The sequence below is a fragment of the Streptomyces sp. NPDC045470 genome (assembly GCF_040646595.1).
Lineage (GTDB): Bacteria > Actinomycetota > Actinomycetes > Streptomycetales > Streptomycetaceae > Streptomyces.
Genome location: NZ_JBEZAN010000009.1, coordinates 56,696 through 82,353, shown reverse-complemented (window position 1 = coordinate 82,353; position 25,658 = coordinate 56,696). Strand labels below are relative to the sequence as shown.

At 70.2% G+C, this 25,658-nt stretch carries 22 protein-coding genes and 1 pseudogene; 15 read left to right on the top strand and 8 right to left on the bottom strand.

Annotation, left to right across the window (positions count from 1 at the left end; translation table 11 throughout):
• Positions 1–38 precede the first annotated feature (38 nt).
• The 4 genes from AB0A97_RS24370 to AB0A97_RS24355 are packed head-to-tail and all read left to right on the top strand — an operon-like array spanning position 39 to position 2,875.
• Positions 39–425 carry a roadblock/LC7 domain-containing protein gene (locus tag AB0A97_RS24370; RefSeq protein ID WP_361153986.1) on the top strand — a complete coding sequence of 129 codons (387 nt, stop codon included), beginning with the start codon at positions 39–41 and terminating at the stop codon, positions 423–425.
• Positions 422–793 carry a DUF742 domain-containing protein gene (locus AB0A97_RS24365; RefSeq protein ID WP_361153589.1) on the top strand — a complete coding sequence of 124 codons (372 nt, stop codon included), beginning with the start codon at positions 422–424 and terminating at the stop codon, positions 791–793. The genes AB0A97_RS24370 and AB0A97_RS24365 overlap by 4 nt, the downstream gene beginning before the upstream one ends.
• On the top strand, positions 774–1,397 hold the full coding sequence (locus AB0A97_RS24360) for an ATP/GTP-binding protein (protein ID WP_361153586.1): 624 nt from the start codon (positions 774–776) through the stop codon (positions 1,395–1,397). Before AB0A97_RS24365 ends, AB0A97_RS24360 begins: the two co-directional genes overlap by 20 nt.
• Positions 1,394–2,875, top strand: a complete 1,482-nt coding sequence (locus AB0A97_RS24355) for a cytochrome P450 (RefSeq protein ID WP_361153583.1) — start codon at positions 1,394–1,396, stop codon at positions 2,873–2,875. The genes AB0A97_RS24360 and AB0A97_RS24355 overlap by 4 nt, the downstream gene beginning before the upstream one ends.
• Before the next feature lie 107 nt (positions 2,876–2,982).
• On the opposite strand, the pseudogene AB0A97_RS24350 reads toward AB0A97_RS24355, so the two are convergent.
• The 3 genes and pseudogenes from AB0A97_RS24350 to AB0A97_RS24340 form a co-directional block, all read right to left on the bottom strand.
• Positions 2,983–4,140 (bottom strand): annotated as a pseudogene (locus AB0A97_RS24350) (pyridoxal phosphate-dependent aminotransferase); the annotation flags it as partial.
• Between the two features lie 5 nt (positions 4,141–4,145).
• Positions 4,146–5,252, bottom strand: coding sequence for a tryptophan dimethylallyltransferase family protein (locus tag AB0A97_RS24345; protein WP_361153581.1), 1,107 nt, complete (start codon positions 5,250–5,252; stop codon positions 4,146–4,148).
• Positions 5,253–5,615: 363 nt separating this feature from the next.
• A complete protein-coding gene (locus AB0A97_RS24340; RefSeq protein WP_361153579.1) occupies positions 5,616–6,233 on the bottom strand; it encodes a hypothetical protein in 618 nt (205 codons plus the stop codon).
• Positions 6,234–6,488: 255 nt separating this feature from the next.
• Between AB0A97_RS24340 and AB0A97_RS24335 the strand changes: the two genes are divergently transcribed.
• The 3 genes from AB0A97_RS24335 to AB0A97_RS24325 are packed head-to-tail and all read left to right on the top strand — an operon-like array spanning position 6,489 to position 8,286.
• Positions 6,489–7,250 carry a histidine kinase gene (locus tag AB0A97_RS24335; protein WP_361153576.1) on the top strand — a complete coding sequence of 254 codons (762 nt, stop codon included), beginning with the start codon at positions 6,489–6,491 and terminating at the stop codon, positions 7,248–7,250.
• A gap of 5 nt (positions 7,251–7,255) precedes the next feature.
• Positions 7,256–7,639 (top strand): ATP-binding protein, encoded by a 384-nt coding sequence (locus AB0A97_RS24330; protein ID WP_361153574.1) that lies wholly within the window; start codon positions 7,256–7,258, stop codon positions 7,637–7,639.
• The gene (locus AB0A97_RS24325; protein ID WP_361153571.1) at positions 7,636–8,286 is read left to right on the top strand and encodes a response regulator transcription factor; all 651 of its coding nucleotides are present in this window, start codon (positions 7,636–7,638) and stop codon (positions 8,284–8,286) included. Before AB0A97_RS24330 ends, AB0A97_RS24325 begins: the two co-directional genes overlap by 4 nt.
• Before the next feature lie 62 nt (positions 8,287–8,348).
• Here the strand turns inward: AB0A97_RS24325 and dnaE are convergent, their stop codons facing one another.
• The gene (gene dnaE, locus AB0A97_RS24320; protein ID WP_361153569.1) at positions 8,349–11,948 is read right to left on the bottom strand and encodes a DNA polymerase III subunit alpha; all 3,600 of its coding nucleotides are present in this window, start codon (positions 11,946–11,948) and stop codon (positions 8,349–8,351) included.
• 561 nt (positions 11,949–12,509) lie between these two features.
• Here dnaE and AB0A97_RS24315 point away from each other — a divergent pair.
• From AB0A97_RS24315 to AB0A97_RS24285, 7 genes are all read left to right on the top strand, one after another.
• A complete protein-coding gene (locus AB0A97_RS24315) occupies positions 12,510–13,319 on the top strand; it encodes a cupin domain-containing protein (RefSeq protein WP_361153566.1) in 810 nt (269 codons plus the stop codon).
• Positions 13,320–13,403: 84 nt separating this feature from the next.
• Positions 13,404–13,955 carry a type 1 glutamine amidotransferase domain-containing protein gene (locus AB0A97_RS24310; protein ID WP_361153564.1) on the top strand — a complete coding sequence of 184 codons (552 nt, stop codon included), beginning with the start codon at positions 13,404–13,406 and terminating at the stop codon, positions 13,953–13,955.
• Positions 13,955–14,752, top strand: coding sequence for an HAD family hydrolase (locus AB0A97_RS24305; RefSeq protein WP_361153561.1), 798 nt, complete (start codon positions 13,955–13,957; stop codon positions 14,750–14,752). The genes AB0A97_RS24310 and AB0A97_RS24305 overlap by 1 nt, the downstream gene beginning before the upstream one ends.
• A gap of 303 nt (positions 14,753–15,055) precedes the next feature.
• Complete coding sequence (locus AB0A97_RS24300) at positions 15,056–16,267, top strand: MFS transporter (protein ID WP_361153559.1); 1,212 nt, start codon at positions 15,056–15,058, stop codon at positions 16,265–16,267.
• Positions 16,258–16,968, top strand: coding sequence for a type 1 glutamine amidotransferase domain-containing protein (locus tag AB0A97_RS24295; RefSeq protein WP_361153556.1), 711 nt, complete (start codon positions 16,258–16,260; stop codon positions 16,966–16,968). Before AB0A97_RS24300 ends, AB0A97_RS24295 begins: the two co-directional genes overlap by 10 nt.
• 364 nt (positions 16,969–17,332) lie before the next feature.
• A complete protein-coding gene (locus tag AB0A97_RS24290; RefSeq protein WP_361153554.1) occupies positions 17,333–18,016 on the top strand; it encodes a type 1 glutamine amidotransferase domain-containing protein in 684 nt (227 codons plus the stop codon).
• A 320-nt stretch (positions 18,017–18,336) separates the two neighbouring features.
• A complete protein-coding gene (locus AB0A97_RS24285) occupies positions 18,337–19,242 on the top strand; it encodes a LysR family transcriptional regulator (protein ID WP_361153552.1) in 906 nt (301 codons plus the stop codon).
• A gap of 91 nt (positions 19,243–19,333) precedes the next feature.
• Here AB0A97_RS24285 and AB0A97_RS24280 read toward each other — a convergent pair whose 3' ends face one another.
• The 3 genes from AB0A97_RS24280 to AB0A97_RS24270 all read right to left on the bottom strand — a co-directional run bounded on the left by AB0A97_RS24280 (position 19,334) and on the right by AB0A97_RS24270 (position 23,291).
• Positions 19,334–20,425 (bottom strand): DUF5954 family protein, encoded by a 1,092-nt coding sequence (locus tag AB0A97_RS24280; protein ID WP_361153549.1) that lies wholly within the window; start codon positions 20,423–20,425, stop codon positions 19,334–19,336.
• 145 nt (positions 20,426–20,570) lie between these two features.
• A complete protein-coding gene (locus AB0A97_RS24275; RefSeq protein WP_361153546.1) occupies positions 20,571–21,857 on the bottom strand; it encodes a cytochrome P450 in 1,287 nt (428 codons plus the stop codon).
• Positions 21,858–21,923: 66 nt separating this feature from the next.
• Positions 21,924–23,291 (bottom strand): glutamine synthetase family protein, encoded by a 1,368-nt coding sequence (locus tag AB0A97_RS24270; protein WP_361153543.1) that lies wholly within the window; start codon positions 23,289–23,291, stop codon positions 21,924–21,926.
• 257 nt (positions 23,292–23,548) lie between these two features.
• Between AB0A97_RS24270 and AB0A97_RS24265 the strand changes: the two genes are divergently transcribed.
• Entirely contained in the window at positions 23,549–24,409 is an 861-nt protein-coding gene (locus tag AB0A97_RS24265; RefSeq protein ID WP_361153983.1) for an acetoacetate decarboxylase family protein, read from the top strand.
• A 102-nt stretch (positions 24,410–24,511) separates the two neighbouring features.
• Here AB0A97_RS24265 and AB0A97_RS24260 read toward each other — a convergent pair whose 3' ends face one another.
• On the bottom strand, positions 24,512–25,489 hold the full coding sequence (locus AB0A97_RS24260; protein WP_361153540.1) for an SDR family oxidoreductase: 978 nt from the start codon (positions 25,487–25,489) through the stop codon (positions 24,512–24,514).
• Positions 25,490–25,658: the final 169 nt, after the last annotated feature.

Here is a 25,658-nt window from a genome sequence, read left to right as displayed (position 1 = left end):
GGAAGAGTGAGCAAGTGGCGACAAAGCAGCGGCTCAACATGGACTGGATGCTGGAGGAGTTGGCGTCCAGCGTGCCGCAGACCCGTAATGTCGTGGTGCTGTCCTCGGACGGCTTGTGCATGGCGCAGTTCGGTACGGAGAACGACACCGCCGACCGCCTCGCCGCCGCCTGTGCCGGACTGCAGAGCCTGTCGGCGGCCATCGCCTCGGAGTTCCCGCGGGGCGACGGCCGGATGAAACTCGTCGTCGTCGAGGTCGACGGCGGATTCTTCTACCTGATGGCGGCCGGCGCGGGAGCCTATCTGGCGGTGCTCGCCGACGACGACGTGGACGCCGGCCTCATAGGGCAGCGGATGCGTGACCTGGTCGCCCGGATCGGCCAGCACCTCAGCAGCCCGCCGCGGGCGGACCGGCAGGTCCCATGAGCGACCCGGAGCAGGAACAGCACCGGGCCTGGGAAGAGGGCGGCCCCGAGCGGCTCTACGTCATCACGTCCGGCCGGCAGGTGCCCGAGCGGCACTCCTCCCTGGACATGGTCACGCTGATCGTGAGCCGCAACGAGCCCGGCCCGGGCATGCAGCCCGAACTCGCCGCCATCGTCCGCATATGCGACTACCCGCTGTCCGTGGCCGAACTCTCCGCGTACCTCCATCTGCCGGTCTCCGTGATCACCGTGCTGCTCACGGACCTCCTGGCGAGCGGGCACGTCGAAGCCCGGGCGTCGGCGCTGACCCAGTCGCTGCCCGACGTCGAACTCTTGGAGGCGGTGATGCATGGACTACAGAATCTCTGAACCCGTCGTCGGCCCCCGGCACGAAGACACCTTGCCGGCCTCGGTCACCACCGCCGTGAAAGTGGTGATCGTCGGCGGCTTCGGGGTCGGCAAGACCACCCTGGTGGGATCGGTCAGCGAGATCAGGCCGCTCACCACCGAGGAGATCATGACGCAGGCCGGCGCCGGGGTGGACGACCTCGCCGGTGTCGAGCGCAAGAACGAGACCACCGTGGCGATGGACTTCGGCCGGATCACCCTCAGCGACGAGCTGGTGCTCTACGTCTTCGGCACTCCGGGCCAGCAACGGTTCTGGTTCCTGTGGAACGGGCTCTTCGAAGGCGCACTGGGCGCCGTGGTCCTCATCGACACCCGGCGGCTGGAGGACAGTTTCGACGTGATGGGCCGGCTGGAGGAACGCGGGGTGCCCTTCATCGTCGCCATCAACGCCTTTCCGGACGCCCCCTCGTACCCGGCGTCCGAGCTCCGGCAGGCCCTGGACATCCCCGACGGCGTGCCGGTGATCGACTGCGATGCCCGCGAACGCGTCTCCAGCCGCGACGGCCTGCTGACCCTCATGCGCTATCTGCACGCCCTCACCACGACGACCCCGGAGCGACGGTGACCTCCTCTCCCCACGAACAGTCCCGCACCGCGTGGGCACCCACCCCGCCGCCGCAGTGCCCGGCCCACGCCCGGTTCGGCGCCACGGACGGACTGGCGCGGCTCTTCGGACCCGAGGCGGCCGAAGACCCCATGGGCCTGTACGAGCGGCTGCGCGCCCGGCACGGGTCCGTCGCGCCCGTCCTGCTCGACGGCGACCTCCCGGCCTGGCTCGTCCTCGGGTACCGCGAGATCCTGGAGGTCGCCGGTACCCCCGCCCGCTTCAGCCGCGACTCCCGCAACTGGCGCTGGTTCAGGGAAGGGCGGGTCCCCCCGGACTCCCCGCTGCTCCCGATGATCGCCTGGCAGCCGGTCTGCCTGTTCCTGGACGGCGAGGAGCGCAGCCGGCTGCGCCTGGCGGTCACCGACAGCCTGGAGCGCTTCAACCGCCGCGGTATCCGGCGGCACATCACCCGCTTCACGCACCAACTGATCGACGGCTTCGCCGAGCGCGGGGAGGCGGACCTGGCCGAGGAGTTCTGCGAACACCTGCCCATGCTCGTCCTGACGCAGTTGCTGGGCATGCCCGACGAGTACGGGCCGCGGCTGGTCGCGGCCAGCCGGGACATGGTGGCGGGCACCGAGACCTCGGTGGCCAGCAACGCGTTCATCGTGGAGACCCTCACCGAACTCGTGCGGCGCAAGCGCGGGAGTCATAGTCACGACATCACGTCCTGGCTGATCGAACACTCCTCGGGGCTGACCGACGAGGAGGTGTGGAATCACCTGCGGGTCATCCTCATCGCCGCCAACGAGACCACGGTCAATCTCCTCAAGAGCACCCTGCGGATGGTGCTGACCGACCCCCGGTGCCACGCGTCGCTGGCCGGCGGGCAGATGACCTTGCCCGACGTGGTGGAGCAGGTGCTGTGGAGCGAACCGCCGCTGATGACCATCCCCGGCCGCTGGGCCGCCGTGGCCACGGAGGTCGGGGGCCAGAAGATCGAGGCGGGGGACATGCTGCTGCTCGGCCTGGCCGCCGGGAACCACGATCCGGCCGTCCGCCCGGACCCCTCGGTCCCGCTGCTCGGGAACCGCTCGCATCTCGCCTTCAGCAGCGGTCCCCAGGAGTGCCCCGGCCAGAACATCGGCCGCGCCATCGCCGACACCGGTATCGACACGCTGCTGGCGAGGCTCCCCGACGTACGGCTGTGCATTCCCGAGGATCAACTGCGCTGGACATCAGGGTGGATGACACGGCACCTGACCAGCCTCCCGGTGACGTTCGCCGCGTCCCGGTCGCGGAGTTCCGCCGCGTCCGCCGGCCCGGCGCGTGCCCTCGCGGAGACCGGGCGCGATCAGGGGAGCGGCCCGGACGGTGGTGCGGCGCCCGCGGCCGAGCCCGCTGTTCCGTTGCCGTCGGTGGTGTCCTTGCCGGTTCCCGCCCGAAGGAGGCGTACGGGATGGTGGAACTCGTTGAAGGCGTGGCTGCGGGGCTGACTTCCCCGGGGTAGGGGAGGGACGCCCTGACGCTGCGTTCCGGTGGCCTGGAGCGGGACCGGGCCACCGGTGACGTGTTGTCCAACGGCCCTCGCGATGCGCTGCAAGGCCTCTTCCATGACGGCCCGGGACGTGGCGAAACTGATCCGGACATTGCCCTCGGCAGCCGGGCCGAACCATTCCGGTGTGCCGGGCACCACCGCCACCCGGGCCCGGGACAGCAGGAATTCGCCCATTGCCCGACTGGTCATTCCGGTCGCGGACACGTCGGGGAACAGGACGTACGTTCCTTCCGGGCGGGTGCACGAAATTCCGGGAATGGCGTTCAACCGGTCCACGCTGTAATCCCGTACCTTGTGCAGATGTTCCAGGAAGGCGTCTCTCCAGGGCCACCCGTGGCGCAGGGCGGCCAGGGCGCCGGCCTGGGTGAGAGGGGCCATGCTGTACGTGGCGCCCAGCCGCTCGAACGTGAGCCGCAGTGCGTCCGCCGCCCGCCGGGTCGGGGCGATCACGAACCCCGTCCGCAGCCCCGGTAACGCGAACGTCTTGGACAGGCCGGTCACCGTGTAGACGCGTCGGCTGGTCTCCGTGTCCAGGCTCGCCAGGCTGACGTGTTTCCCGGGCGGATACACGATCTCGCTCCACACCTCGTCGCAGAGGACCGGGATGCGGTGGGCACCCGCCGTCTCCGCCACCGCCCGGAGGGTCGATTCGGTGAACACCGTGCCCAGCGGGTTGTGCGGATTGCACAGGCAGATCAAGGCGGTGCGCTCAGTGATCAGAGAGGCGAGCCGGTCCGGGTCCAGCCGCCCGGTGCTCTTGTCCATCGGGCAGTGCACCCGCCGGGCCCCCGCGGCATCGACGGCTTGCCCGAACAACAGGTCGACCGGGTCCAGCACCACGCACTCGTCCCCTTTTCCGCACAGGAGGTGCACCGCCCCCCAGAGCGCGGCCGCGGTGCCCGGGGCCGGCACCACACGGTCGGGGTGATGGCCGATCCCGTAACGGGTCTCGGCCACGTCGGAGAAGGCTTCTTGAAGCTCACCGCATTCCGTGGGCGACGCGTAAGGGAAGTAACCGTCGGCGACAGCCGACATGATGGCGTCCGTGACCACCGGAGGGCCGGGAAAATCCGGCTCGGCCGCCGTCAGCGGGATGACACCGGGCGGATGAGCACCCCAGCGCAGCGGCGATCGCCGGCGCAGCAGAGCGGGCCGGACCTGCGTGTCGTCGAACAGCGGCCGGGGCGCGTCGGGCAGCGCCATGGCGTTCACCCCCGTTGATAGCGGGCAGGCGGGTACCGGTCGTAGAGTTCCGGCGACCAGTACGTGGTCAGGCGGGGCCGGCCGTGCTGCACACGCGCTGACGCGTACGTGTGGATGCCACGGCCGGACGAGAGCGGGCGCCGGGCCATCCGGTTCAGCAGCGTCCGATAGCGGTCGGCGGGAAGACCCATTCCGCTCATGACCGAGCTGACGCGGTCCCGGACGGTCCGGTCGCTCGCCGCGTGCAGCCACAGCGGGACGTACAGCGTCGCGGACACCGGCTGATGTCCGCCGGCGGTCGTGAACGTCAGATTGCTGACGAGCGGCTGGGCCCGCACCTCGCCGTCGCTGTCGGTGAGCTGACGGCAGAACGCCCCCAGGAACCCGGCCTCGTGCTGGAGCGAGATCTCCATACGGGCGTCGAGTTCCGCCGGCGAGGCGTCGTAGTGCCGGAAGTACACCTTCACGCGGGACTGGGGGCCGTCGGTCAGGTCGAGACCGAAGTAGACGATTCTGTCGAGGTCGAATCCCCGGCCCGCGTATTCCCTGACCGCCGTCCACGCCTTGGCGAACCCCAGCCGGTCCAGTGCCGCACGCGTCCGCTCGATGCCGGTCAGGTCGGCATCGGCGTTCGGATTGAGGTAGACCTTGAACTCGGGGCCACCGGCCGGCGTGAGGGCGGCGGCGTGCATCATGGCGAAGCCGGTGGGGTCCTCGTCCGGCAGGAACAGGTCCGACACCTCCGCCAGCCGGTCGCCGACGGCGCCGAAATCCCGGATCAGCCCACGGGTGAGAGCGAGCGCCGCTCGCTGCGCCGACGACGGACTCGGCCGGTCGGGCAATGCCTCCACGAGCACCCGGAGCTGCAGGCCCTCTCGCGAAAAGGCCGCGGAGAACTCGATCGGCGATCCGTCGGCGCAGACGTCCGAGTGCCAGCCGGGACGCGTCCCTATCCGCCTCGCGCCCCACGGCGACAGCATTCTCCGCAGCGCCCTGGTGCCCTGCTCGACGTCCAGGTCCGCGCTGCGGAGAAGACGTGTTGCGGTGGTGATTGCGTAGTCTGAGAACGTCGTGCTCGCAGAGATGGGTGGCGCCGACCGCAGAGACGACATGTCATTCCTCCCCTGGCACTCGCCGGTTCCCGCCGTACCGCACGCTTGCTCCGCCGGCCGATCGGCCAGTACCAGTAGGGGAAGAAGCTCCTGACTCACCGTGTGACAAGGGATTGACGGCCCGATCAGCCGCCCGTGTACCCCGGCACCTTTTTGTGCCCTGGGGCGGTCACCCGTGTACCGCCCCTTACCTCCGTCGGTTGCGGGCCTTTTCCTGCGCCCGGGGTACTTTCACCATTAACTATCTTTCCGCCGGCCGCCACCGGCGCACAAGGGGCGTGCGCGGCGTCCGTCCAGCGATGGCGCACGCCTCCGACGGACGGATGCGTGCGCCGGCGCTCGCCAGGGCTGCCGTCACCGGGTTCAGCCGGGACCGGGGCGCCCGGTGAGGACCCCCGCTCGTGGGGCGGTCACCCCGGCGGGCTGCCACAGGGCGGAGGCGAGCCAGATCAAGGTGGCGCCGACCGCGATGTGCAGGACGCCGGTGAGCGCGGAATCGGACAGGGCGGTCAGGAAGGCGAAAAGGGGCAGCACGGTCGCGTACGCCCATGACGGGACCCGCGCAAACACCCGGGCCCGGACCATCGCCGCCCCGAACAGCGCGCAGCTCACGGCGAAGACAGCCGCGGAGCCGATGAACGCCGGGACCGTGGGGCCTGTCAGTGCCTTCTCGACGACCGCGTCGTCGAAGAAGAACAGCACGAGGTTCGAGGCGAACGCAGCGCCGCCGAACAGGCCGAGTCCGATGAGGCTGACGGCGTAGGCCGTCTCCCCGAAGCGACCGGTGACCGCGCCCTGACGCCGGTGCAGCGCGGCCAGCAACGGCAGGGAGAGTGCGGGGGACAGGGCGAGGAAAAAGCTGGTCGTCGCGGTCTCCCCGGTGAAGAGCTCGACGAGTGCGGGCAGGGCGACGAAGAGCCCGGCCAGGGTGCCGGACAGTGCGCCGACGCAGGTGAGCCGGTCGGAAAGGGGTGTGGGCACGGTGCGCTCCCATCGTCGAAGGGCCGTCCCGGCCCAGCACTTCGCAGGCCGGGACCGAGAACGTTAAGGAGCCGCCGAGCGTCCTCGGCAGGTGAAGAACGGCGAGAAGCACCGCCGGAAGTCACCTGACGCACCGCCGCCGTACAACTGGTCGGCACGTGCCGCACGGCCACGTCCGCCGGAGGCCGCCCCGCGCCCCTCGCCCCCCGGCCGCCGCCCGCCTAGCCTGGTCAGCAGGCACGAAGGGGAGGGCGCATGGCCACGTACGTACCGGTGCCGTGGGTGTCGCCCCTGCTGTACGCCGCGGTGCTGGTCGGCGGTCTCTACTACACGGTGGCCGGCCTCGCCCCCGGCCCCGGCCCGCCGCTGTGGCGCCCGGCCGGTTTCGCCGCGGGGCTCGCGGCGCTGGCCGCCCTGGAGACCGTGGAACGGCGCACCGCCCCCGTCCGGGCATGCCTGCCGATGCTCGCGCGGGCCGGACTGATCGCGGGAGTGGTCGCCCTCGACGAGTCGGGGCTGGCCCAGGCCCTCTTCGTACTCCTGCCGTTCACCGCCTACTTCGTCTACGGGCGCGGCCTCGCCCTCGCGCTGGCGGCGCTGTGCGTGGCCGGGCTCCTCACCGGGTACGTGCTGACCGAGCCCGGCTGGCACCGCGACGTGGAGCGCCTGTCCGACCTGCTGATGCGCTGCGCCGGCCTCGTCCTCGCGCTCTCCATGGCGGCCGTCGCCGTCGGTGAACAGCGCGGACGGCGCGCCTTGGAGCGGTACGCCGCGCAGGTCGCCGAACTGTCCGCGGCGGCCGAGCGCAACCGCCTCGCGCGGGACATCCACGACAGCCTCGCGCACCACCTCACCGCCGTCTCCGTACAGTTGCAGATCGCCTCCGAGTTCCGGGTCCTGCAGCCCGACTCCGCCCAGCGAGCGGTCGACGAGGCGCGCCTGTCGGTGAAGCGCGCGCTGGGCGACGTACGGCAGTCCGTGCGGGACTGCGGGACGAGGAGCCGCACAGGCCGCTGACGGCGTTGCTCACAGGCCTGGCGCGCGACGGCGAGGCCCGGCCCCACGTCACCGTGCAGGTGGACGGCACCGAGGACGGCTACGGCCCGGCGGAGCTGACCGCGCTCTACCGGGCCGCACAGGAGGGCCTGACCAACGCGCGCCGGCACGCGCAGGCATCGCGGGTCACGGTGGCGGTGGTCCTGACAGCGGACGCGGCACGCCTCGTGGTGTCCGACGACGGCCACGGCTTCATCCCGGACGGGGCCGCCACCGGGTTCGGACTGATCGGCATGCGGGAACGGGTGCGCCTGGTGGGCGGGAGTGTGCACATCGACAGCGGTCCGGGCCAGGGGACCCGGCTGACGGTGACGGTGCCGCGGGGCCACCGCGAGGAAGGCGTGACATGAGCGAGGCGACGGCGCCGGTCCGCGTACTGGTCGTGGACGACCAGCGGCTCATCCGGGACGGCATCGCCTCGCTGCTCTCCATCCGGCCGGGCATCTCGGTCGTCGGCACGGCGGTGGACGGCCGCGAAGCCGTCGCCAAGGTGCTCGAACTGGGCCCGGACGTCGTGCTGATGGACGTCCGGATGCCCGGGATGGGCGGCGTCGAGGCGGTCGCCGTCCTGCGCGGCGAGGCGCCGGAGTGCCGTGCGGTGATGCTGACGACGTTCGACGACAAGGAGTACGTCGTCCAGGCGCTGCGCGCGGGCGCCTGCGGTTACCTGCTCAAGGACCTGCCGGCCGATGAACTGGCCCACGCGGTCCGGCTCGCACACGCGGGCGTCACCCAGCTCGACGCCTCCGTGACCCGCCACCTCGCCGCCTGCCTGCCCGGCCCGGGCCCTGGGGCGGAGCCGGGCGTCGCCCTCAGCCCACGCGAGATCGACATCCTGCGCCTGGTGGCCCAGGGCCGGACCAACCGGGAGATCGCCGCCCAGCTCCACCTCAGCGAAGGCACCGTGAAGAACCACGTCTCCCGCATCCTCGGCCGCCTCGGCCTGCGCGACCGCACCCAGGCCGCCCTGCGCGCCCGGGACCTGGGCCTGGTGTGACCGGAAGTCCGCGGAGGGACGGCCCCATGGGTGGATCTCTTCGTCCGTGCGGTCCGGCCCGCTCACACCACGCCTTGCCACGCGTCCGGCCCGAAGGAGCCCTTGATCTCGGAGGCGAGCGTGGCCGGGTTCACCCTGGTGTGGAGCTGGTACACGATCGTCTTCTGTACTCCGCGTACCGCGAGGTGGACGGGGTTGTCCCCGGGGTGCGCCCCCATGATGCGCTTCAGTTCCTTGAGCGTGGGCCCGTTGACGCGGTGATAGGGCAGGCTGAGCTGCACGGGTGCTGCTCCGGTGCGTTCCGCCGAGGTGATGTCGAGGACGTTCAGCTCCTGCCCGAAGATGCTGATCGCGCCGTCACGGTCGTTGACACGTCCCTGGACCGACACCACGCTGTCCTCGACCAGGGCGCCCACGACCAGTTGGTAGGTGGCGGGAAAGAACAGCACCTCGATGGTGCCGTCACGGTCGGCCAGATTGACGATCGCCCAGGCGTTGCCCTGCTTGGTCGTCTTCGGCTGGACGCTGGTGATCAGTCCGGCCAGGCGCACCACGCCTTCGGTGCGGCCGGAGGCCACCAGCTCGGGAATGGTGGTGTCCCGGTTGGCGGAAAGGATGTGCTCGGTGCCGTCCAGAGGGTGCGCCGAGACATACATGCCGAGCATCTCCCGCTCGGTGGAGAGCAGCTGTTTACGCGGCCATTCACTCTCGTCGATCTTCACGTCGAGGCCGAATCCGGTGTCCCCGCCGCCTTCGTCACCTCCCAGTCCGGCGAACAGGTCGTCCTGTCCGTAGGCGGCGGCCTTCTTGAGCGGCACGACCGCGTCGATGGCCGGTTCGTGCGCGGCGGTCAGACCTTTACGGGTATGGCCGAGGGAGTCGAACGCGCCGGCCTTGATGAGGGATTCGACCGCCCGCTTGTTGAGCGCGGGCAGCTCGGCCTTGTCGAGGAAATCGGCGAAGGAGGCGAACTTTCCCTTGGTCTTACGGGCCGCGATGATGGTTTCGATGACGTGGTCGCCGACATTGCGTACCGAGCGGAGACCGAAACGCACGTCGTCACCGATGGCCGCGAACTCCGCGACGGACTCGTTGACGTCGGGCGGCATGACGGTGACGCCCAGCTTGCGCGCGTCGGCCAGGTAGATGCCCGCCTTGTCCTTGTCGTCTCCGACGGAGGTCAGCAGTGCGGCCATGTATTCGGCCGGGTAGTTCGCCTTCAGGTAGGCGGTCCAGTAGGAGACCAGACCGTACCCGGCGGTGTGGGACTTGTTGAACGCGTATCCGGAGAACGGGAGCATGACGTCCCAGATGGCCTTGACGGCCTCCTCGGAGTAGCCGTTCGTCCGCATGCCGGCGTGGAACTTCTCCCACTCCGCGGCCAGCACTTCGGGCTTTTTCTTGCCCATCGCGCGGCGCAGCATGTCGGCGCCGCCGAGGGTGTACCCGGCCAGGGTCCTGGCGATGGCCATGATCTGCTCCTGGAAGATGAGCAGGTGGTGGGTGGAGCCCAGGATCGGGTCGAGGATTTCCTTCAGCTCGGGGTGGATCGGGTCCGGCTCCTGCTTGCCGTTCTGCCGCAGCGCGTAGTTGGTGTGCGCGTTGGCGGCCATCGGGCCGGGCCGGTACAGGGCGAGGGCCGCCGCGATGTCTTCGAATCGCGAGGGTTCCATCAGTTTCAGCAGGGCGCGCATGCCGCCGCCGTCGAGCTGGAAGACGCCGAAGGTGTCGCCGCGGCCGAGGAGTTCGAAGGTCTTCTCGTCGTCGAGGGGGATGACGACTTTCCCGGGATCGCCGTCCATCGGGTCGACGGTGGCCAGCTTGACGCCGCGGTTCTCGCGGATGTTCTGCAGCGCGTGGTCGATGACGCCCAGGTTGCGCAGTCCCAGGAAATCCATCTTGACCAGGCCCATGGCCTCGCAGGACGGATAGTCGAAGCCGGTGATCTTCACGCCGTCGGCGGCCCGCATGTGCAGCGGGATGCGGTCCGTCAGCTTGGTCTTGGAAAGGATCACCGCGGCCGCGTGCACGCCGGTGCCGCGGGTCAGGCCCTCGACGCCTTTGGCCGTGTCGATGACCTTTTTGACGTCCGGCTCGTTCTCGTACATCTGCCGGATCTCGCCGGCCTCGCCGTACCGCGGGTGCTCGGGGTCGAAGATGCCGTCCAGGGGGATGGACTTGCCCATGATGTCCGGCGGCAGTGCTTTGGTGATCCGCTCGCCGTGGCTGAACGGGTAGCCGAGGATGCGCGAGGAGTCTTTGATCGCGTTCTTGGCCTTGATCTTGCCGAACGTGTTCACCATGGCGGTGAACGCGTCGCCGTACTTGTCGGTGACGTAGCGCACCATCTTGTCGCGCTGGCGGTCGTCGAAGTCGAGGTCGACATCCGGCGGATTGATGCGCTCGGGGTTCAGGAACCGTTCGAAGAGCAGGCCGTGCTCCAGGGGGCACAGCTCGGTGATACGGGTGGCGTAGGCGACGATGGAACCGGTGGCCGAACCGCGTCCCGGGCCGACCGGCACGCCGTTGTCACGCGCGTATTTGCAGATGTCCGCGACCACGAGGAAGTAGCTGGAGAATCCCATGGGCCCGATGACCGTCATCTCGGTCTCGAAACGTTCCATGACCTCGGCGGGGACGGGATCGCCGTAGCGTGTGGCGAGGCCCTTCAGGACCTCCTTGCGCAGCCACGACTCCTGGGTTTCCCCCTCGGGCACGTCGGGGTACTGCGGCATCTCGTCGACGTAGTCGAAGACTTCGTTGTACGACTCGATGCGTTCCGCGATCAGCAGGGTGTTGTCGCACGCTGCGGGAATTTCGGAGAACAGGGCGCGCATCTCCTGTGCGGTCTTCAGGTAATAACCGCCGCCCTGGAACCTGAAGCGTTTCTCGTCGGCCTTGTTCTTTCCGACGCCGATGCACAGCAGGTTGTCGTGGGCGTCCGCCTGGTCCTCGTGGATGTAGTGCGCGTCATTGGTGGCCAGCAGGGGGATGTCCAGGTCCTCGGCCAGGCGCAGCAGCCCGTCCCGGACGTCCCGTTCGATGGACAGGCCGTGGTCCATCAGCTCCAGGAAGTAGTTCTCGCGGCCGAAGATGTCCTGGTAGGCGGCGGCGACCTCGCGGGCCTCGGCGTACTGGTTCAGCCGCAGCCGGGTCTGGATCGCGCCGGACGGGCAGCCGGTCGTCGCGATGATGCCCTCGGCGTGCTCGCCGATCAGCTCCATGTCCATGCGGGGCTTGCCGGCCGGGAATTGTCCGCTGTAACTGGCTTCGGTGGACAGGTAGAAGAGGTTGCGCAGTCCCTGGACGTTCCGGGCCCACATCGTCATGTGGGTGAACCGGCCGCCGCCGGAGACGTCTTTCGATCCCTCGCCGTCGTCCGACATGGCGCGCTGCCCGCCCGGCCCCCAGAATTCCTGCTTACGGTGGCGGCGCGAGGACGGGGCGACGTACGCCTCGATGCCGATGATCGGTTTGACGCCGTCGAAGCCTTTGGACACCTGGTGGAACTCATAGGCACCGAACATGTTGCCGTGATCGCTCATCGCGACGGCGGGCATCGACTGGCGTGCGACTTCGGCGAACATGGGTTTGAGCTTCTGCGCGCCGTCGAGCATGGAATATTCGGTGTGATTGTGCAGATGAACAAAGCTGTCGGTCACCGTCCGGGCACCTCCGCTAGCCGAAGAGAGGCCCAACCCTAGCCGTGTCCGCCGTTCGAAAAATCCTTCCTGCGCGCCTCGGTCGAGATCTTTCGCCGCGGGGAATTGGTGACCTGCAAGATCGCAGAAGAAGGAGCCTCGGGGACGGCGTGGCGCCGCGTCGTCGGTGTCGCGCACCAGGGTCAGTCCCGCACTCACGGCCTGGCGGGGGGGGCTGTGCGGTCTTGCCGGGTCGGGCGGCCTGCGGTAGGGATTGTTGTCCGATGGCGGCCACTTCCCGGGGGCCTGGTCGCGCGGTAAGCGGGCATTGATGGAGCAGTGTTTTTGGCCAGTTGGCCGTTCGGTGGCCGGCGTGGGTCGACCGTTTCGGCTAGGGGTTCCTGGTGGCGGCGGGTGCCGGAACATCAGATTCCCGTCAACAAGGAATCTTCATGGCCCCCGCCAGAAGTTCCTATTTGACCTTCGTTGCGCTCGCTGCTTCAGTTGAGGCGCTGAGATTGCCGTGCAGCTCCAGGTGGGGCTTTCGGTAATTGGCGACAGTTAAACGGGGGAAAGAAAAACATGGCGATCACGCCTGCGACAACAATCGTTCAGAACACGTCCCATGACGGCCAGGACCGGTTTGCCCGCCTGGACGCGGGGCCCGCGGACATCGCCGAACTCAAGCGGCTGCTGCGGGGCGGCGCCCGCTTCGGGAACGAGCAGTTCGACGAGGACTCGCATCTGGACGAGGTGATTCCCAAGCCCTGGGGTTACGAGTACCGGGCCTACGTGGACGAGCTCTTCGACTGCTGGGCGCTGCACATCGACGCCCCGCACAGCACCTCCGTCCATCTGCACCCGCGCAAGCTCACGTACCTGCTCTGCCTGGGCGGCCAGGGCGTGACGGCGGGTCTGGACGGCACCTCCATTCCGCTGCGGCAGGGCAGCATCGTACGGATCGCGCCCGGAGCGTTCCACGGAACGCGGAACGCGGGCGACGAACCGCTGGAACTGATCGAGGTCGAGTCGCCGCGGAACAAGTTCGACCTGATGCGGCTGAAGGACGACTACAACCGGGCCGGGACGGCGTACGAGTCGAACTCTCTCGACGCGTCGAAGCACCCGATGCGCAAGGTGCTGTCCTTTCCGCACACGCGGATGCGGGCGCGCACCCCGGACGGGCGGTTCCGGTTCGAGCTGCGTACCGGCATGGACGTGTTCTACCGGCGGCGGGCGGAGGACCTGTTCCACATTCCGCTCTGCGTGTCCGGTGCTGTCTATGCGGACCTGGAAATTCTGACCGGCCGTCCGGAGGACGCCCGGCGGGTGCACACCGACAAGCAGTATCTGTGCGTCAGCGTCGCAAGCGCCCGGGCCCGGACCGCCTGACAGCAGCGAGTCGCGAAGCAGAGAAGCAAGCGGAAAACAGCCAGCAGCCAGTAGCGAGCGAGTAAGAACCACGGGGGAGTAGCAATGTCTCAAAGCGCTGTCATCATCACCGGCCAGGGTTTCCAGGACCACGACGTCGTCTTCACCTACTACCGCCTTCTCGAAGAGGGCTGGCACGTCGACATCGCCACCAAGAACGGCGACCCGACGACCGGCAAGTACGGCGTCCCGCTGCCGATGGACAAGACGGCACGGCCGCTCATCGCGTACGAGGACCTGTCGGTGGACCTGTACGACGCCGTGATCCTCACCGGCGGTCACGAGGCGCCGGACCGGGTGCGCCAGGTCCGCAGCGTGCTGGACTTCGTCGCGGGCATGGCCGAGGCGGGCAAGGTGGTCGCCGGGCTCTGTCACGGGCCCTGGATCATGGTGAGCGCCGGAGTGCTGCGGAACCGGAAGGCATGCGCGTACATCGGGTTGCGCGACGACGTGGTCAACGCGGGCGCCGAGGTCGTCGAGAGCGACGTCATCGTGGACGGCAACATCATCACCTGCTCGTACTACGGGTACATGGGAGCGTTCATGCGCGCCGTGTTCGAGACCGCGCAGAAGATCGCGGAGAAGGACAGCGCCTGATGGGCCGCAGCCACCACACCGTCGTCGGGACGGACCCGTACCGTCCCGACCGGGCCGGCACCCGCGAGGGCCTGCTCGCGCTCGACTTCGACGGGGTCATCTGTGACGCCCTGGAAGAATGCGCCCTGGTCACCTGGCTCGGGGAACGTCCGCACGACCGGACCGTGCCCGGCCCGGGGCAGCTGGAGCGGCTGCCCGGGGCGTTCACCGAGCGGTTCCGCGCGGTGCGGGACTACGCGCGGCTGCTGGACCACTTTCTGGTGGCTCATCTGCCCGAGGCCGACAGCATCACCTCACAGGCGGACTTCGACCGGCTCTTCGGCTCGCTGCCGAGGGAGCGCGTCGAGCGGTTCACGACGGCGGCGTCGGAGGCGCGGGAGTGGTTCCGGGCGGCGGAGCCGGACTTCTGGCTCGGGCTGCACACGTTGTATCCCGGCGTGCCGGAACTGCTGCGGCGCACCGGGGACGTGGTCGTCGTGACGGCGAAGGACGAGCCCTCGGTCCGCTCCATCCTGAGGCGGAACGGCCTGGAACAGACCGTTGCCGAGGTCTTCGGAGAGTGCCGCGACAAGGCGGCGGCCCTCCAGAGGGCGTGCGCGCGACGGGGCGTGCCGCTGGACGCCGTGACGTTCGTGGACGACAACCTGCCCAACGTACGGAAGGTGGCGGCGGTGGGGGTCCGGGCCCGATGGGCGCAGTGGGGGTATCAGACACCCGAGCATCGGTCGGAAGCGGCTCGGTACGGGATCGAGGGGCTGGAACTGGGCGGGGTCGAGGCTCTGTTGGCCGACGTCTGAGGCTCTGCTTCACACAGGCGCCGACCAGAGAGGCACCGGTCAAAGGGGGCCGCCCGAAGGGGCGGTTGCGGCCCGGTACGGGCATGCGCACACAGGCCGGGCTGCTGCTGCCCGTACCCAGCCGCCCGCAACGTCAACGGGGCAGCGCGCGTTCCCCTGCGCGGTGCCACTGCGGCAGTCGGGGGCCGCGTTCCGTTCCTGCGCGGCCCCCGTACGGCTCGCTCGCTCCGCTGCCTGCCGCCCCGCACGTCCGAGTCGGACCACCCGACCGCTCGGCTCTCTCAAGAGGACCAGAGGACCCGCATGCTCACCGCCACCACCCCTCGCCCCACTCGCCCCGGCCCCCGTCACCGCCGACGGCCCGGATTCTCCGTTCAGCTCGCGCTGCTGGTGGCGATGGCCTTCGCCATCCCCGCGCAGCTCTACCTCGCGATCCCGATCGCCGGCCGTGTCCGGACCGCCTACGGCGTCGACGCCGCGTCCGCCGCCTGGACAGGCGCTGCGTTCTCCTTCGCCTACGCCATCGGCTTCCTGGTCTTCGGGCCCTTGTCCGACCGGGTCGGGCGGCGGCCCGTACTCGCGGCCGGCGCCCTGGCCACGGCCGTGATCACCGCAGTGACTTCCGCTGCCCCGGACTTCGGCTGGTTCCTGACCGGGCGCGTCCTACAGGGGTTCGCGGCCGCGACCTTCGCGCCCGCCGCGCTCGCGTACGTGACCGAACGGGCGCCTGCCGCCCGACGGCCGGTCGCGCTCTCTCTTCTCACGACCGGCCTGCTGGGGGCGGGCATCGCCGGGCAGGTGTTCGGCCAGCTGATGGCGGAGCACGCCGACTGGCGGGCGGCGTTCTGGCCTGCGGCGATCGTGTACGCGGTGGCCGCCGCGATCTTGTGGCGACTGCTGCCGCCGGGTTCGGCCGGTTCGGCGGCTTCGGCCCGCGAGGTCGCCAAGGCGGCGTCGGGGCTCGTACGTACCAAGGGGCCCGCCGCGGTGTTCGGGTCCGCGCTGACCGTGTTCGGGAGTTTCGTCGCCTTTTACGCGGTACTGGAGCGGGAGCTGCGGGAGACGTCCGGGTACGACGCGGACCAGTTGCTGCTGGTGCAGGCGGTCGGGGCGGTGGGGCTCCTGGCGGGGCCACTGGTGAACCGCCGGTTCGGCGCAAAGGGGCCGCGTACGCTCGCCGTCGCCGGGTACCTGACGGCGGCGGCCGGACTGCTGCTGGCCTTGCTGGCGCAGGCCACTGCCCTGACCGGGGTACTGATCGGCGTCAGCGTGATCTTCGTGGCCGGCACCGGTCTGATCGTGCCGGGGCTCGTCGGGCTGCTGCATGAACTCGCGCCGCATGCGCGCGGGACGGCGGGCGCGGTCAACACCTTCGTCCTGTTCATCGGCGCGTCGGCCGGGCAGCTCGCCGCCGCGCAGCTCGGCTACCGGCCCATGCTGACCGTCCTCCTCCTCGCCACCCTCGTCGCCGGCCTCACCGTGGCCGTCCTCACCCGGAGTTCGTCATGCCCGTGATGCCGGCCATGCAGGCCGCGAAAAAGGTGCTCTTCGTCCTGACCAGCCATGAGGTCCTGGGCCGTACCGGCTCTCCCACGGGGTTCCATCTGGGGGAAACCGCCGTCCCCTGGCACCGGCTGCGTGCCGACGGCCACACCGTGGACTTCGTCTCCGTACGGGGCGGCCGGCCGCCGGTCGTCGGCCACGATCCCGCCGACCCCGCCCAGCGGGCCTTCATGGCGGACCCGGACGGCGGCGGCCGGCTCTCCCGGACACCGAGGCCGGAACAGGTGGAACCGGGCGACTACGCGGGCGTGCTCTACGTCGGCGGGCACGGCACGATGTGGGACTTCCGGGGGCACCCGGTGCTGCACGCCATCGGCCGGCAGGTGTACGAGTCCGGCGGGGTCCTCGCGGCGATCTGCCATGGTCCCGCGGTGCTTGTCGACCTGACGCTCTCGGACGGCAGCCACCTGGTGGCCGGCCGCGAACTGACCGCGTTCTCGAACGCGTCGGAGAGCATGCGCGGGCTGGCCGACGTCGTACCGTTCCCGTTGCAGACCGCGCTGGAGGAGGCCGGTGCGAGCTTCTCCGCCGCTCCCGACCGGTCGCCGCACGTGGTGGTCAGCGGGCGCCTGGTCACCGGGCAGAACCCGCAGTCGTCCGCCGAACTCGGGGACCGCATGGCCGCATTGCTCCTGAAGCACCCGGAGCGGTGACCGTAATCGACGGCCGAAGTGCAACGGGCAATGACCGGTCGCCCAAGACCGCAGTCCCGCACTCCCGCAATCCCGTAGTCCCGATGTCCCGATGTCCCGCAGTCCTGATGTCTCGATATCCCGAAGAATGTGCTCTTCGCGCCTGCCCAATTCCGTGGCATCCGCGGAGAACCGGGCCACCCGCCCGGCCGCAGCGCGCCCTGTCGGCACCTCGTCACGTCTCATCACACCTCATACACATCTCTATGGGGGGCATGAAACCCGCTATTGGCGACCGACTTGCCCCGATGCCTACATTCGACGGACGGGAGCCGAACGCGTCCACCGGCTCATCCGTAACCTCTCGTCAACCGGAGAAAATGTCATGACCAAGAAGGTACTGTTCGCACTCACCAGCCATGGCCACCTCGGCGACACCGGTCGAAAGACCGGCTTCTACATCCCGGAAGTGGCGCACCCTGCCGCCGTTTTCCGCAAGGCGGGGTACGACCTCGACTTCGTGTCCGTACAGGGCGGTGCCCCGCCGCAGGACGGTTTCGACCCCGGAGACCAGGTGCAGGCCGACTTCCTCGCCGACCCGGATATCGAGACCGCCCTGTCCGCCACCGCCGCTCCCGGTGACCTGACGGCCGCCGATTACGACGTCATCTTCTACGCGGGCGGACATGGTGCCATGTGGGACCTGGCCGAGTCGGAGGTGCTGGCCGAGCTGGCCGCCGGGATCTACGAGCAGGGCGGTGTCGTTGCCGCGGTCTGCCACGGCCCGGCCGGGCTGGTCAATGTCCGGCTCGGTGACGGTTCGTACCTGGTGGACGGCAAGCAGGTCTCGACCTTCACCAACGAGGAGGAGGCCGCCGTCGGACTGACCGAAGTGGTGCCCTACCTGCTGGAGAGCAAGCTCGCCGAGCGCGGCGCGAAGATCACCAAAGCCGGGAACTTCGCCGCGCACGCCGTAGCCGACCAGCGGCTCGTCACCGGCCAGAACCCCGCTTCCGCGGTGCGGGTCGCCGAGCTGGTGCTGGAGCAGTTGGCGGCCGCCTCCTCCTGACCTCGGTGCTCGCCCGCACCGTCGTCCCGGGATGTTGTCACAGGGCCGGTACGGGTACGACCGCTTCTCGTGCTCCCGGACCTGCTGAGGTAGGCCCATAGACGTATATTCGTCGCCCTGTGCACCGACTTCCCGTGCGTCGCCGACGCGGCCGCCCCTTGTGCCGCACCATAGCTGCGAGGATCCCGGCAGCCCCCCAACGCCCAGCCTGGCATCCTCGCGCACCATGTATCACCACGCAGCGAGGCCGTACCAGTCATCAGCCGAGTCCGCTCCGGGGGACGCAGGCATCAGCAGGGCAAGCGCGGGGGGCGCCGAGCATGGTCGTGCAACTGAGCTGGCTCAGGACGTTCGTGACCGTCTACCGTCTGGGTTCCTTCACCAAGGCGGCGCAGAGTCTGGAGCTTTCGCAGCCGACCGTCACGCACCAGGTCCGCAATCTTGAACGTACGTTCGGCAAGGTGCTCTTCGAACGCGTTCCCCAGGGTGTCGTCCCGACCTGCGCCGCCGATCTGCTCATCCGCGACGTGCAGGGACCGGTCGATGCCCTCGGGGGCGTGGTCGAGCGGCTCTTCGGCGGCAGTTCCGAGAGCCGTCCGCTGTGTGTCGGCGGGCCGGCGGAGCTGATCACCTCCCGTGTCGTGGCAGCGGTCAGCGATCTCATCGCCGACGGTCTGCGGATCAACTTCCGCTTCGGTCTCGCCGACGACCTCCTGGACCGCCTGACGGCCGGTGACTACGACCTCGTCCTGTCGACCGTCCGGCCTCGGCTGCGCGGGATCAGCGCCACGACGCTGGTCGACGAGGAGTTCGCGATGCTCGCCTCCCCCGAACTGGCCGACGGTGTACCGCCCGGGCAGATCATGAAGCAGGGGCCGGCGGCCGTCCTCGACAAGTATCCGCTGATCGCTTACGCCGAGTCGCTGCCGATCATCCGCCGTTACTGGCTCACCGTCTTCGGAGTGCGCCCCACCTCGGCGCCTTCCGTCGTCATCCCGGACCTGCGGGGGGTACTGGCCGCGGTCAAGTCCTCCGCGGGGATCTCCGTACTGCCCACCTACCTGGCGGCCGACGCCCTCCGGCAAGGCGAGGTCGTCAAACTGCTGGAGCCCGAGATCCCGCCCATCAACACCTTCTACCTCGCCACCCGGGACGGAAGCCTGTGCCACCCCGACCTGTCCCTGCTCCACGGCCATCTCCTGCGGAAGGCCCGGACATGGGGATAGCCGCCGTAGGTCCGCCGCGGCTCTCCTCGAAACTCCTCCGAAGTCGGCCGTCCGGGACGGTCGGGTGAGGCGCGTCCCGGACGGCAGACGTTCACGGCGCGTCGTTCTCCTGTTCGTGATGGATGGTGCCGTCCTCATCGATACGGGGGTGCATGCGCTCCGGGGGATGACTGTTGGCGTCGGACGGGCGTGCCCCTTCCGGCCCGTCCGGACCCCAGCGCAGCAGCCGGCGGGCACGGCAGATCCGATGGACCGTACCCCTGACCTCGACCTGGTTGACACGTTCGGCCCGGAGCCGGTCAGCGGCCCGGACGTACTCGGCCAGCTCCCCGGCGGCAGGGTCGGTGCCCTCGGCAGCCACCGTACGGGCATCGGTGGTCATGTTGTCGGCGTCCCAAGGGATGAGCCCCTTCAGGCGCGGCTGCAACCACGTCAGGGCGAAGTCCAGCGACCTGCGGGCCGCGTGCGCACTGGGGTGCAGGCCACTGCTTGATTCCCACCCTGAGTCGTTCCGCTCCACGACCCTGAAGGCCGTGGGCAGCAACATCACGTCGGGGTGGGTCTTCAACGCCCCACGGGAGTCGGCGCGCACGTCTTCGGGGAACCGGACGCCGCTGTACGCCAGGCCGCGCAGCATCAGGCGTTCCGCGGCCTGGGTGGGCGTGACCGGCGCCTCGGGATCCAGCACCAGCCCGCTGTCGATCGGCTCCCTGGCGCTGCGGCTCCAGTCGGGCACGGTGGGTTCGGGGTCGGTCGGGCGGGGCTGCTCGATGCCGTCCGGACCCGTCCCCGCGTACTCCTCCGCCCGCACGATCCGGTAGCGGGTCGTGAGCACGGTGAGTTCGTCGACGCATTCGCTCTCCAGCCGGGCGACCGCCGCCAGCAGGGCACGCCGCTCCTCCCGGTCCTGGGCCTCGTCCTTCGCGCGGCGCCACAGCAACGAGTTGAGGCTGTCCCGGGCCTGCTGCGGACAGCCGGCGTCCACCGCGACCACCACCCGCCACCGTGGTGCCTGGCCGGCGTCCTGCGCGGCCACCCCGAACAGCGGGCCCCGCACCAGTATCGCCGCGGTCTCCAGCTTGGCGTCGCGCGCGTCGGCCTCCATGACCGCCTCCACCGGATCCTCCGGATGCCGCACCACGATCGGCCACATCCGGCCCCGACCCACGTCCTCATGACCCATGCCCTCATCCTGTCGATCGCGGCGGGTGCGCGGCACGGTTTTCCTGATTCCGGCCCGTCAATCGCGCCCGTCATTCCCGTCCGTCGCTCCCGCCCGGCGTCCTGCGGCGCGCGCTCCCGGACGCACGCGGTCACGGGACAGGCTCCTACGCCAAGGTGATCTCGACCGGCAGCGTCTTGAGGCCGTTGACGAAGTTGGAGCGGACGCGCCGGGGCTCGGCGGTGAGGCGGACGTCGGAGAGGCGGGGGAGGAGTTCCTCGAACATGACACGCAGCTCCAGCCGGGCCAGTGAGCTGCCCAGACAGAAGTGCGGACCGCCCTTGCCGAAGGTGAGGTGGTCGTTGGCGGTGCGGGTGACGTCGAAGCGGTACGGGGCGTCGAAGACCGTCTCGTCGCGGTTGCCCGAGGCGAACCAGAGGACGACCTTCTCGCCCTCCGCTATCCGCCTGCCGCCCAGTTCGGTGTCGCGGGTGGCGGTGCGTCGGAAATGGTGGACGGGGGAGGACCAGCGCAGGAACTCCTCGACGGCGCCCGGCATCAAGGACGGGTCGCGGCGCAGTTTCTCGCGCTGTTCCGGGTGGTTGATCAGGGCGAGCATGGCGTGCGAGATGGCGTGCCGGGTGGTCTCGTTGCCCGCGACGACCAGCAGCAGGAAGTAGTTGTCGAAGTCCCGCGCCGACAGCGGCACCCCGTCGGGCGGCGTCCGGTTGACGAGCCGGCTCACCAGGTCGTCGCCGCCGGCAGTCCGGCGCCGCGCCGCCAGCTCCCGCCCGTACGCGAAGACCTCCAGTGCCGCGGGGCTGCGGAAGGGCAGGTCACGGTAGCGCTCGCTCTCCGCGGTGCCGAGCAGTACGTCCGCGTAGTCCGGGTCGGTGTTGCCGATGATGCGGTTGCCCCAGTCGATCAGCCGCTGGGTGTCGTGCTCGGGGACGCCGAGCATCCGGGCGAGGACGTTGATCGGGATGTCGGCCGCGACCTCCTGGACGAAGTCGAAGCGGCCCTTGGCGAGCGCCGCGTCGAGGGTCCGTGCGGTCAGCCCGCGGAGGAACACCTCGTACGTGGCGACGGCACGCGGAGTGAACTCCTGCTGCAACAGCCTGCGCATGGCCCGGTGGCGTGGTCCGTCGGTCTCCAGGAGGGAGCGGCGGGCCTCGCGGTGCCGCTCGTCGACCTCTTCGAGGTTGGTGAACCGGGTGGAGGTGAACGTGTCGGGGTCGCGGCCGGCGCGCACGATGTCGGCGTGCCGGGTGACGGCCCAGAAGCCGCTGTCGGGCGCGGCCTCCGGCTGCCAGTGGACGGGGTCCTCACGGCGCAGTGTGTCGAACATCCGCCAGCACAGCGTGCCGTCGGTGAAGTTGTCGTGGTCGGTGAGGTCGACTGCGTCGAGGGGGAGGGGGTGGGGTGCGGGGAATACGGCCGAAGCGGTGGTCATGGGGCTGTCCTTGTGGGGAAGACGAGGAGGGCGGCACACGAAGGGACCCGGCGCGGGCGGGGCCTGTCACAGGAGAAAGGCGTACTCCTTGAATTCCCAGTCGGTGACGTATTGCCGGAACCGCTGGATTTCATTGCGCTTGTACGTGAGGAAGGAATGGGTGAAGTCGACTCCCAGCATGTCCGTCAACTCCGTGTCGTTCTCCAGCGCGTCCAGCGCCTCGGTGAGCGTGCCCGGCAGCCGCGCCGCGGTGTCTTCCCGATAGCCGTAGCCTTCCAGCGGCTCGGGCGGCTCGCGCTTTTCCCGCAGGCCGAGCCCCACGGCGGCGATCGCGCCCGCGACGGCGAGGTACGGGTTGGCCGTGGCGTCACCGAGGCGCAGTTCCAGGCGGGTGCCGTCGCCGCGCTCGGGCGGTATGCGCACCATGGCGCTGCGGTTGTCCAGTCCCCAGTCGATCAGCCACGGGGCGAGGCTGTCCGGGCCGAAGCGCTTGTAGGAGTTGACGGTCGGATTCAGCAGCGCGGTGAGCGCGGGCGCGTGGGTGAGGACGCCGGCGGTCGCGTGCCGCGCGGCGGCGGACAGGCCGTGCGGGTCGCCCTCGTGGCGGCCTTCGAAGACGTTGCGCCCGTCCGCGTCCACCATCGACAGGTGCAGGTGGAAGCCGGAGCCGCCCTCTTCGTTGAAGGGCCTGGCCATGAAGGTGGCCAGCCGTCCTTCCGTGCGGGCTATCTCCTTGACGGCCGCCTTGAAGCGGAACGCGCGGTCGGCGGCGTCGAGCGCCGCCGAATGGCCGAGGTTGATCTCGAACTGACCGCTGCCGAACTCGCGGTTGCCGGCCGTCGCGCCGATCTCCAGTTCCTTCAGGTGCCGCAGGGTGCGCAGCAGATGACCGTCGGGGTCGCCGCGCAGCCCCGCGCTGTAGACGTTGCCCGGAGCCCGCCCGTACGGAGACCAGCCGGTGACGGCGCTCTCGTCCCGTTCGCACAGGTAGTACTCCAGCTCGGGGCCGACCACCGGGTACGGTTCCGCGCCGATCCGGTCGAGGACGCGGCGCAGCAGGTCGCGCGGGGATTCGGGGGCCGGGCGCCCGGTTGCCGGGTCGAGGGCCTCGCCCAGGCACCAGGCGACGCCGGGTTCCCAGGGGAGTCGGTGCAGGGTGTCCAGGTCGGGCCGGACCGAGATGTCCGGCATCCCTGCCGAGAGGCCCCCCGGCATGGGAACGGTGTCGCTCTGGGGGCTGGTGTGGTAGACCGCGCGGCAGAACGCCAGACCGTGGTGCGCGGCGGCCGGCAGATGGCTGACGAGGATGTCGCGGGCGCGGTCGGCGCCGAGCAGATCGGGGTAGACGACGCGCACCACGTCGATGTCCTGTGCTCGCAGTGCCGCGACGGCCTGCCGGGCCTGGTCGCTGTGTGCCGGGCTCTGTTCGCTCACCCTGTCCAGCCTTCCTGCGGGGACTGTGCGCGGGCTCACTCGGAAGTCGTTTGGGGTCGAACATTATGGAGGGTGTGGGTGCCGCGCAAGAGGGGGCGGCGGACCGGTGGCGCGACCGGCTCGCTCGCTCGTGACAACCCGGGGGCGAGGGCATACCGTACGGGCCCAAACGACATGTCGAGAGAGAAATCCGAGGAGCCCGAGGAGTCGCTGTGCCCATCGAGTCCGCCGTGCCCGCCGAGGCCGACGAGCCCACCGTGTCCTCCGAGTCCACCACTTCGGTCGCAGCGGCTGTCCGGGGCTTCTTCCCGCCCCGGACCGCCACGGGGCGGGCCTCGCTGATCCCGTCCCCGCCCTGGTACTACTCGGGCGACCTGCTCACCGTCGAATACCGCACCGACCCAGCCCGGGTGCGCGAACTCCTCCCCGAGCCGCTCGTCCCCGCGGCCGAGGACCCGGGTGCCGTCGCGCTGATCTGGGCGGACTGGCAGTCCTGCGGCGCGGGGAAGGAGGAGTTGCTCGACCCGGTCCGCAGCCAGTACAAGGAGTGCTTCGCGGTCGTACGCTGCGGCTACCGCGGTCGAACGTACTCGCGCTGTGTCCACATCTGGGTCGACAAGGACTTCGCCCTCGCTCGCGGGATCCACCAGGGCTACCCGAAGAAGCTCGGCTCCATCCACCTGACCAGGCCGCACCCGTACGGGCCGGCACCCCGCATCGAGCCCGGCGCCGTCTTCGGCGCGACGCTCGCGGCGGGGGACCGGCGGCTGGCACAGGTGGTCGCCACGCTGCGCGAACCGTCGGCGACGGGCGGCTTCGTGAACGCCCACCCGATGGCCCATCACCGCGTGCTGCCCTCGATCGACGGGACGGGACTCGCGCTGGACGAGCTGGTCGAGAGCGGAGCCGCTTCCTTCCAGGGAGGGCAGGCGTGGGCGGCGGACGCGGAGCTGGACCTGTTCGAGTCGCCCACGGAGGAGTTGGCGGCTCTCGCCGTCGTGGAGCCGATCGGGGCCTACTACCGTCAGGTGGGGGTGTGCTGGGACGGGGGGACGGTGCTGGAGCGGGGTGCGGGCGCGCCAGGAGGTGCGGGCATGTCGGAGGGGGCGGGCGCGTAGCGGTACGCGCCCGCGCCTCGCGGCGCCACAAGAACGTCTGCGTCACCTGTCCCTGGTACCTGTCGGCGGTACCGGTGCGCGGTGTCCGTCAGGGGTACGGATTCACCGCGGCGTCACGTGGAAGTCGAACGGCACCCGCCCCGCGTCGACCGAGGTCAGGCCGCCGTCCACGGTCAGCGTCGCCCCGTTGACGTACGACGACCGTGGCCCGAGGAGCCACAGCACGGCGTCCGCCACCTCCTCGGCCGCCGCTGCGCGCCGTTGCGGCACCAGCACCGTGGCCTGCGCGTACGCCGCGTCCAAGGAAAGCCCGCCGGTGAACTCCCGCATCTCCTCGTCCGCCATCTCCGTGCGCGTCCAGCCGGGGCAGACCGTGTTGGCACGTACTCCGTGCGGCCCGAACTCCGCGGCGATGACGCTCGTCAGCATGCCGGCCCCCGCCTTGGACGCGGCGTACGCGCTCGCGCCCGCGGCGGCGCGCAGCCCGGCGACGGAGCCCACGGTGACGAACGCGCCCCGCGCGGCCGCCAGGTGGGGAAGGGCCGCGCGGGCGAGCAGGAAGACGGAGGTGAGGTTGGTGCGCAGCGTGGCGTCCCAGTCCTCGTCGCTGAGGTCGAGCAGGCCGCCGGGCCGTATGGTCCCGGCGTTGGCGACCACGCCGTCCAGCCGGCCGTGGTCCCGCACCACGGCCGCGACCAGTTCGTCGACCTCGCCGCGTACGGTCACGTCGGCGACGTAGGGCGTCGCTCCGCACGCGTCCGCGACCGCGCGCAGCGCACCGGCGCGCCGGGCGCACACGGCGACGCGCGCCCCTCCGTCCGTACCGCGCGCGGCGACGGCGGCGCCGATCCCGCTGCTGGCCCCGGCCACGAGCAGGACAGGCCGGTCGCTGGGGGCGGTCCGGCCGGGCTGGTCGGTCGGGCCTGTCTGGTCGGGCTGGTCGGATCGGTCGGGCTGGTCGGATCGGTCGGGCTGGTCGGATCGGTCGGGCTGGTCGGATCGGTCGGGCTGGTCGGGTCGGGTGGGCTGATCGTTCCGGGCCGGCTCATCAGGCCGGGTGGGTCGGGCGGGCCGGGGCATGCGGAACTCCCTTTCGCTGGCTGGCGTGCGACGGTGTGCTGGGTACGGCGAAGGCAGCGGGCCCACGGGCGCCGAGGGCTGCTGGAAGGGTGCTTCCGGCAGCCGTAAGGGTGCTTCCGGAAACTGCCTTCGGGAGAGAGCGGATGGGCCAGGGCGGTGCGGGTTATCG

Bases quoted from the DNA above. Each gene is read 5' to 3' on its own strand.
- AB0A97_RS24370 (WP_361153986.1), top strand. From the start codon at position 39: ATGGACTGGATGCTGGAGGAGTTGGCGTCCAGCGTGCCGCAGACCCGT.
- AB0A97_RS24365 (WP_361153589.1), top strand. From the start codon at position 422: ATGAGCGACCCGGAGCAGGAACAGCACCGGGCCTGGGAAGAGGGCGGC.
- AB0A97_RS24360 (WP_361153586.1), top strand. From the start codon at position 774: ATGGACTACAGAATCTCTGAACCCGTCGTCGGCCCCCGGCACGAAGAC.
- AB0A97_RS24345 (WP_361153581.1), bottom strand. From the start codon at position 5,252: ATGTCGTCTCTGCGGTCGGCGCCACCCATCTCTGCGAGCACGACGTTC.
- AB0A97_RS24335 (WP_361153576.1), top strand. From the start codon at position 6,489: ATGGCCACGTACGTACCGGTGCCGTGGGTGTCGCCCCTGCTGTACGCC.
- AB0A97_RS24325 (WP_361153571.1), top strand. From the start codon at position 7,636: ATGAGCGAGGCGACGGCGCCGGTCCGCGTACTGGTCGTGGACGACCAG.
- AB0A97_RS24315 (WP_361153566.1), top strand. From the start codon at position 12,510: ATGGCGATCACGCCTGCGACAACAATCGTTCAGAACACGTCCCATGAC.
- AB0A97_RS24310 (WP_361153564.1), top strand. From the start codon at position 13,404: ATGTCTCAAAGCGCTGTCATCATCACCGGCCAGGGTTTCCAGGACCAC.
- AB0A97_RS24305 (WP_361153561.1), top strand. From the start codon at position 13,955: ATGGGCCGCAGCCACCACACCGTCGTCGGGACGGACCCGTACCGTCCC.
- AB0A97_RS24300 (WP_361153559.1), top strand. From the start codon at position 15,056: ATGCTCACCGCCACCACCCCTCGCCCCACTCGCCCCGGCCCCCGTCAC.
- AB0A97_RS24295 (WP_361153556.1), top strand. From the start codon at position 16,258: ATGCCCGTGATGCCGGCCATGCAGGCCGCGAAAAAGGTGCTCTTCGTC.
- AB0A97_RS24290 (WP_361153554.1), top strand. From the start codon at position 17,333: ATGACCAAGAAGGTACTGTTCGCACTCACCAGCCATGGCCACCTCGGC.
- AB0A97_RS24285 (WP_361153552.1), top strand. From the start codon at position 18,337: ATGGTCGTGCAACTGAGCTGGCTCAGGACGTTCGTGACCGTCTACCGT.
- AB0A97_RS24280 (WP_361153549.1), bottom strand. From the start codon at position 20,425: ATGGGTCATGAGGACGTGGGTCGGGGCCGGATGTGGCCGATCGTGGTG.
- AB0A97_RS24275 (WP_361153546.1), bottom strand. From the start codon at position 21,857: ATGACCACCGCTTCGGCCGTATTCCCCGCACCCCACCCCCTCCCCCTC.
- AB0A97_RS24260 (WP_361153540.1), bottom strand. From the start codon at position 25,489: ATGCCCCGGCCCGCCCGACCCACCCGGCCTGATGAGCCGGCCCGGAAC.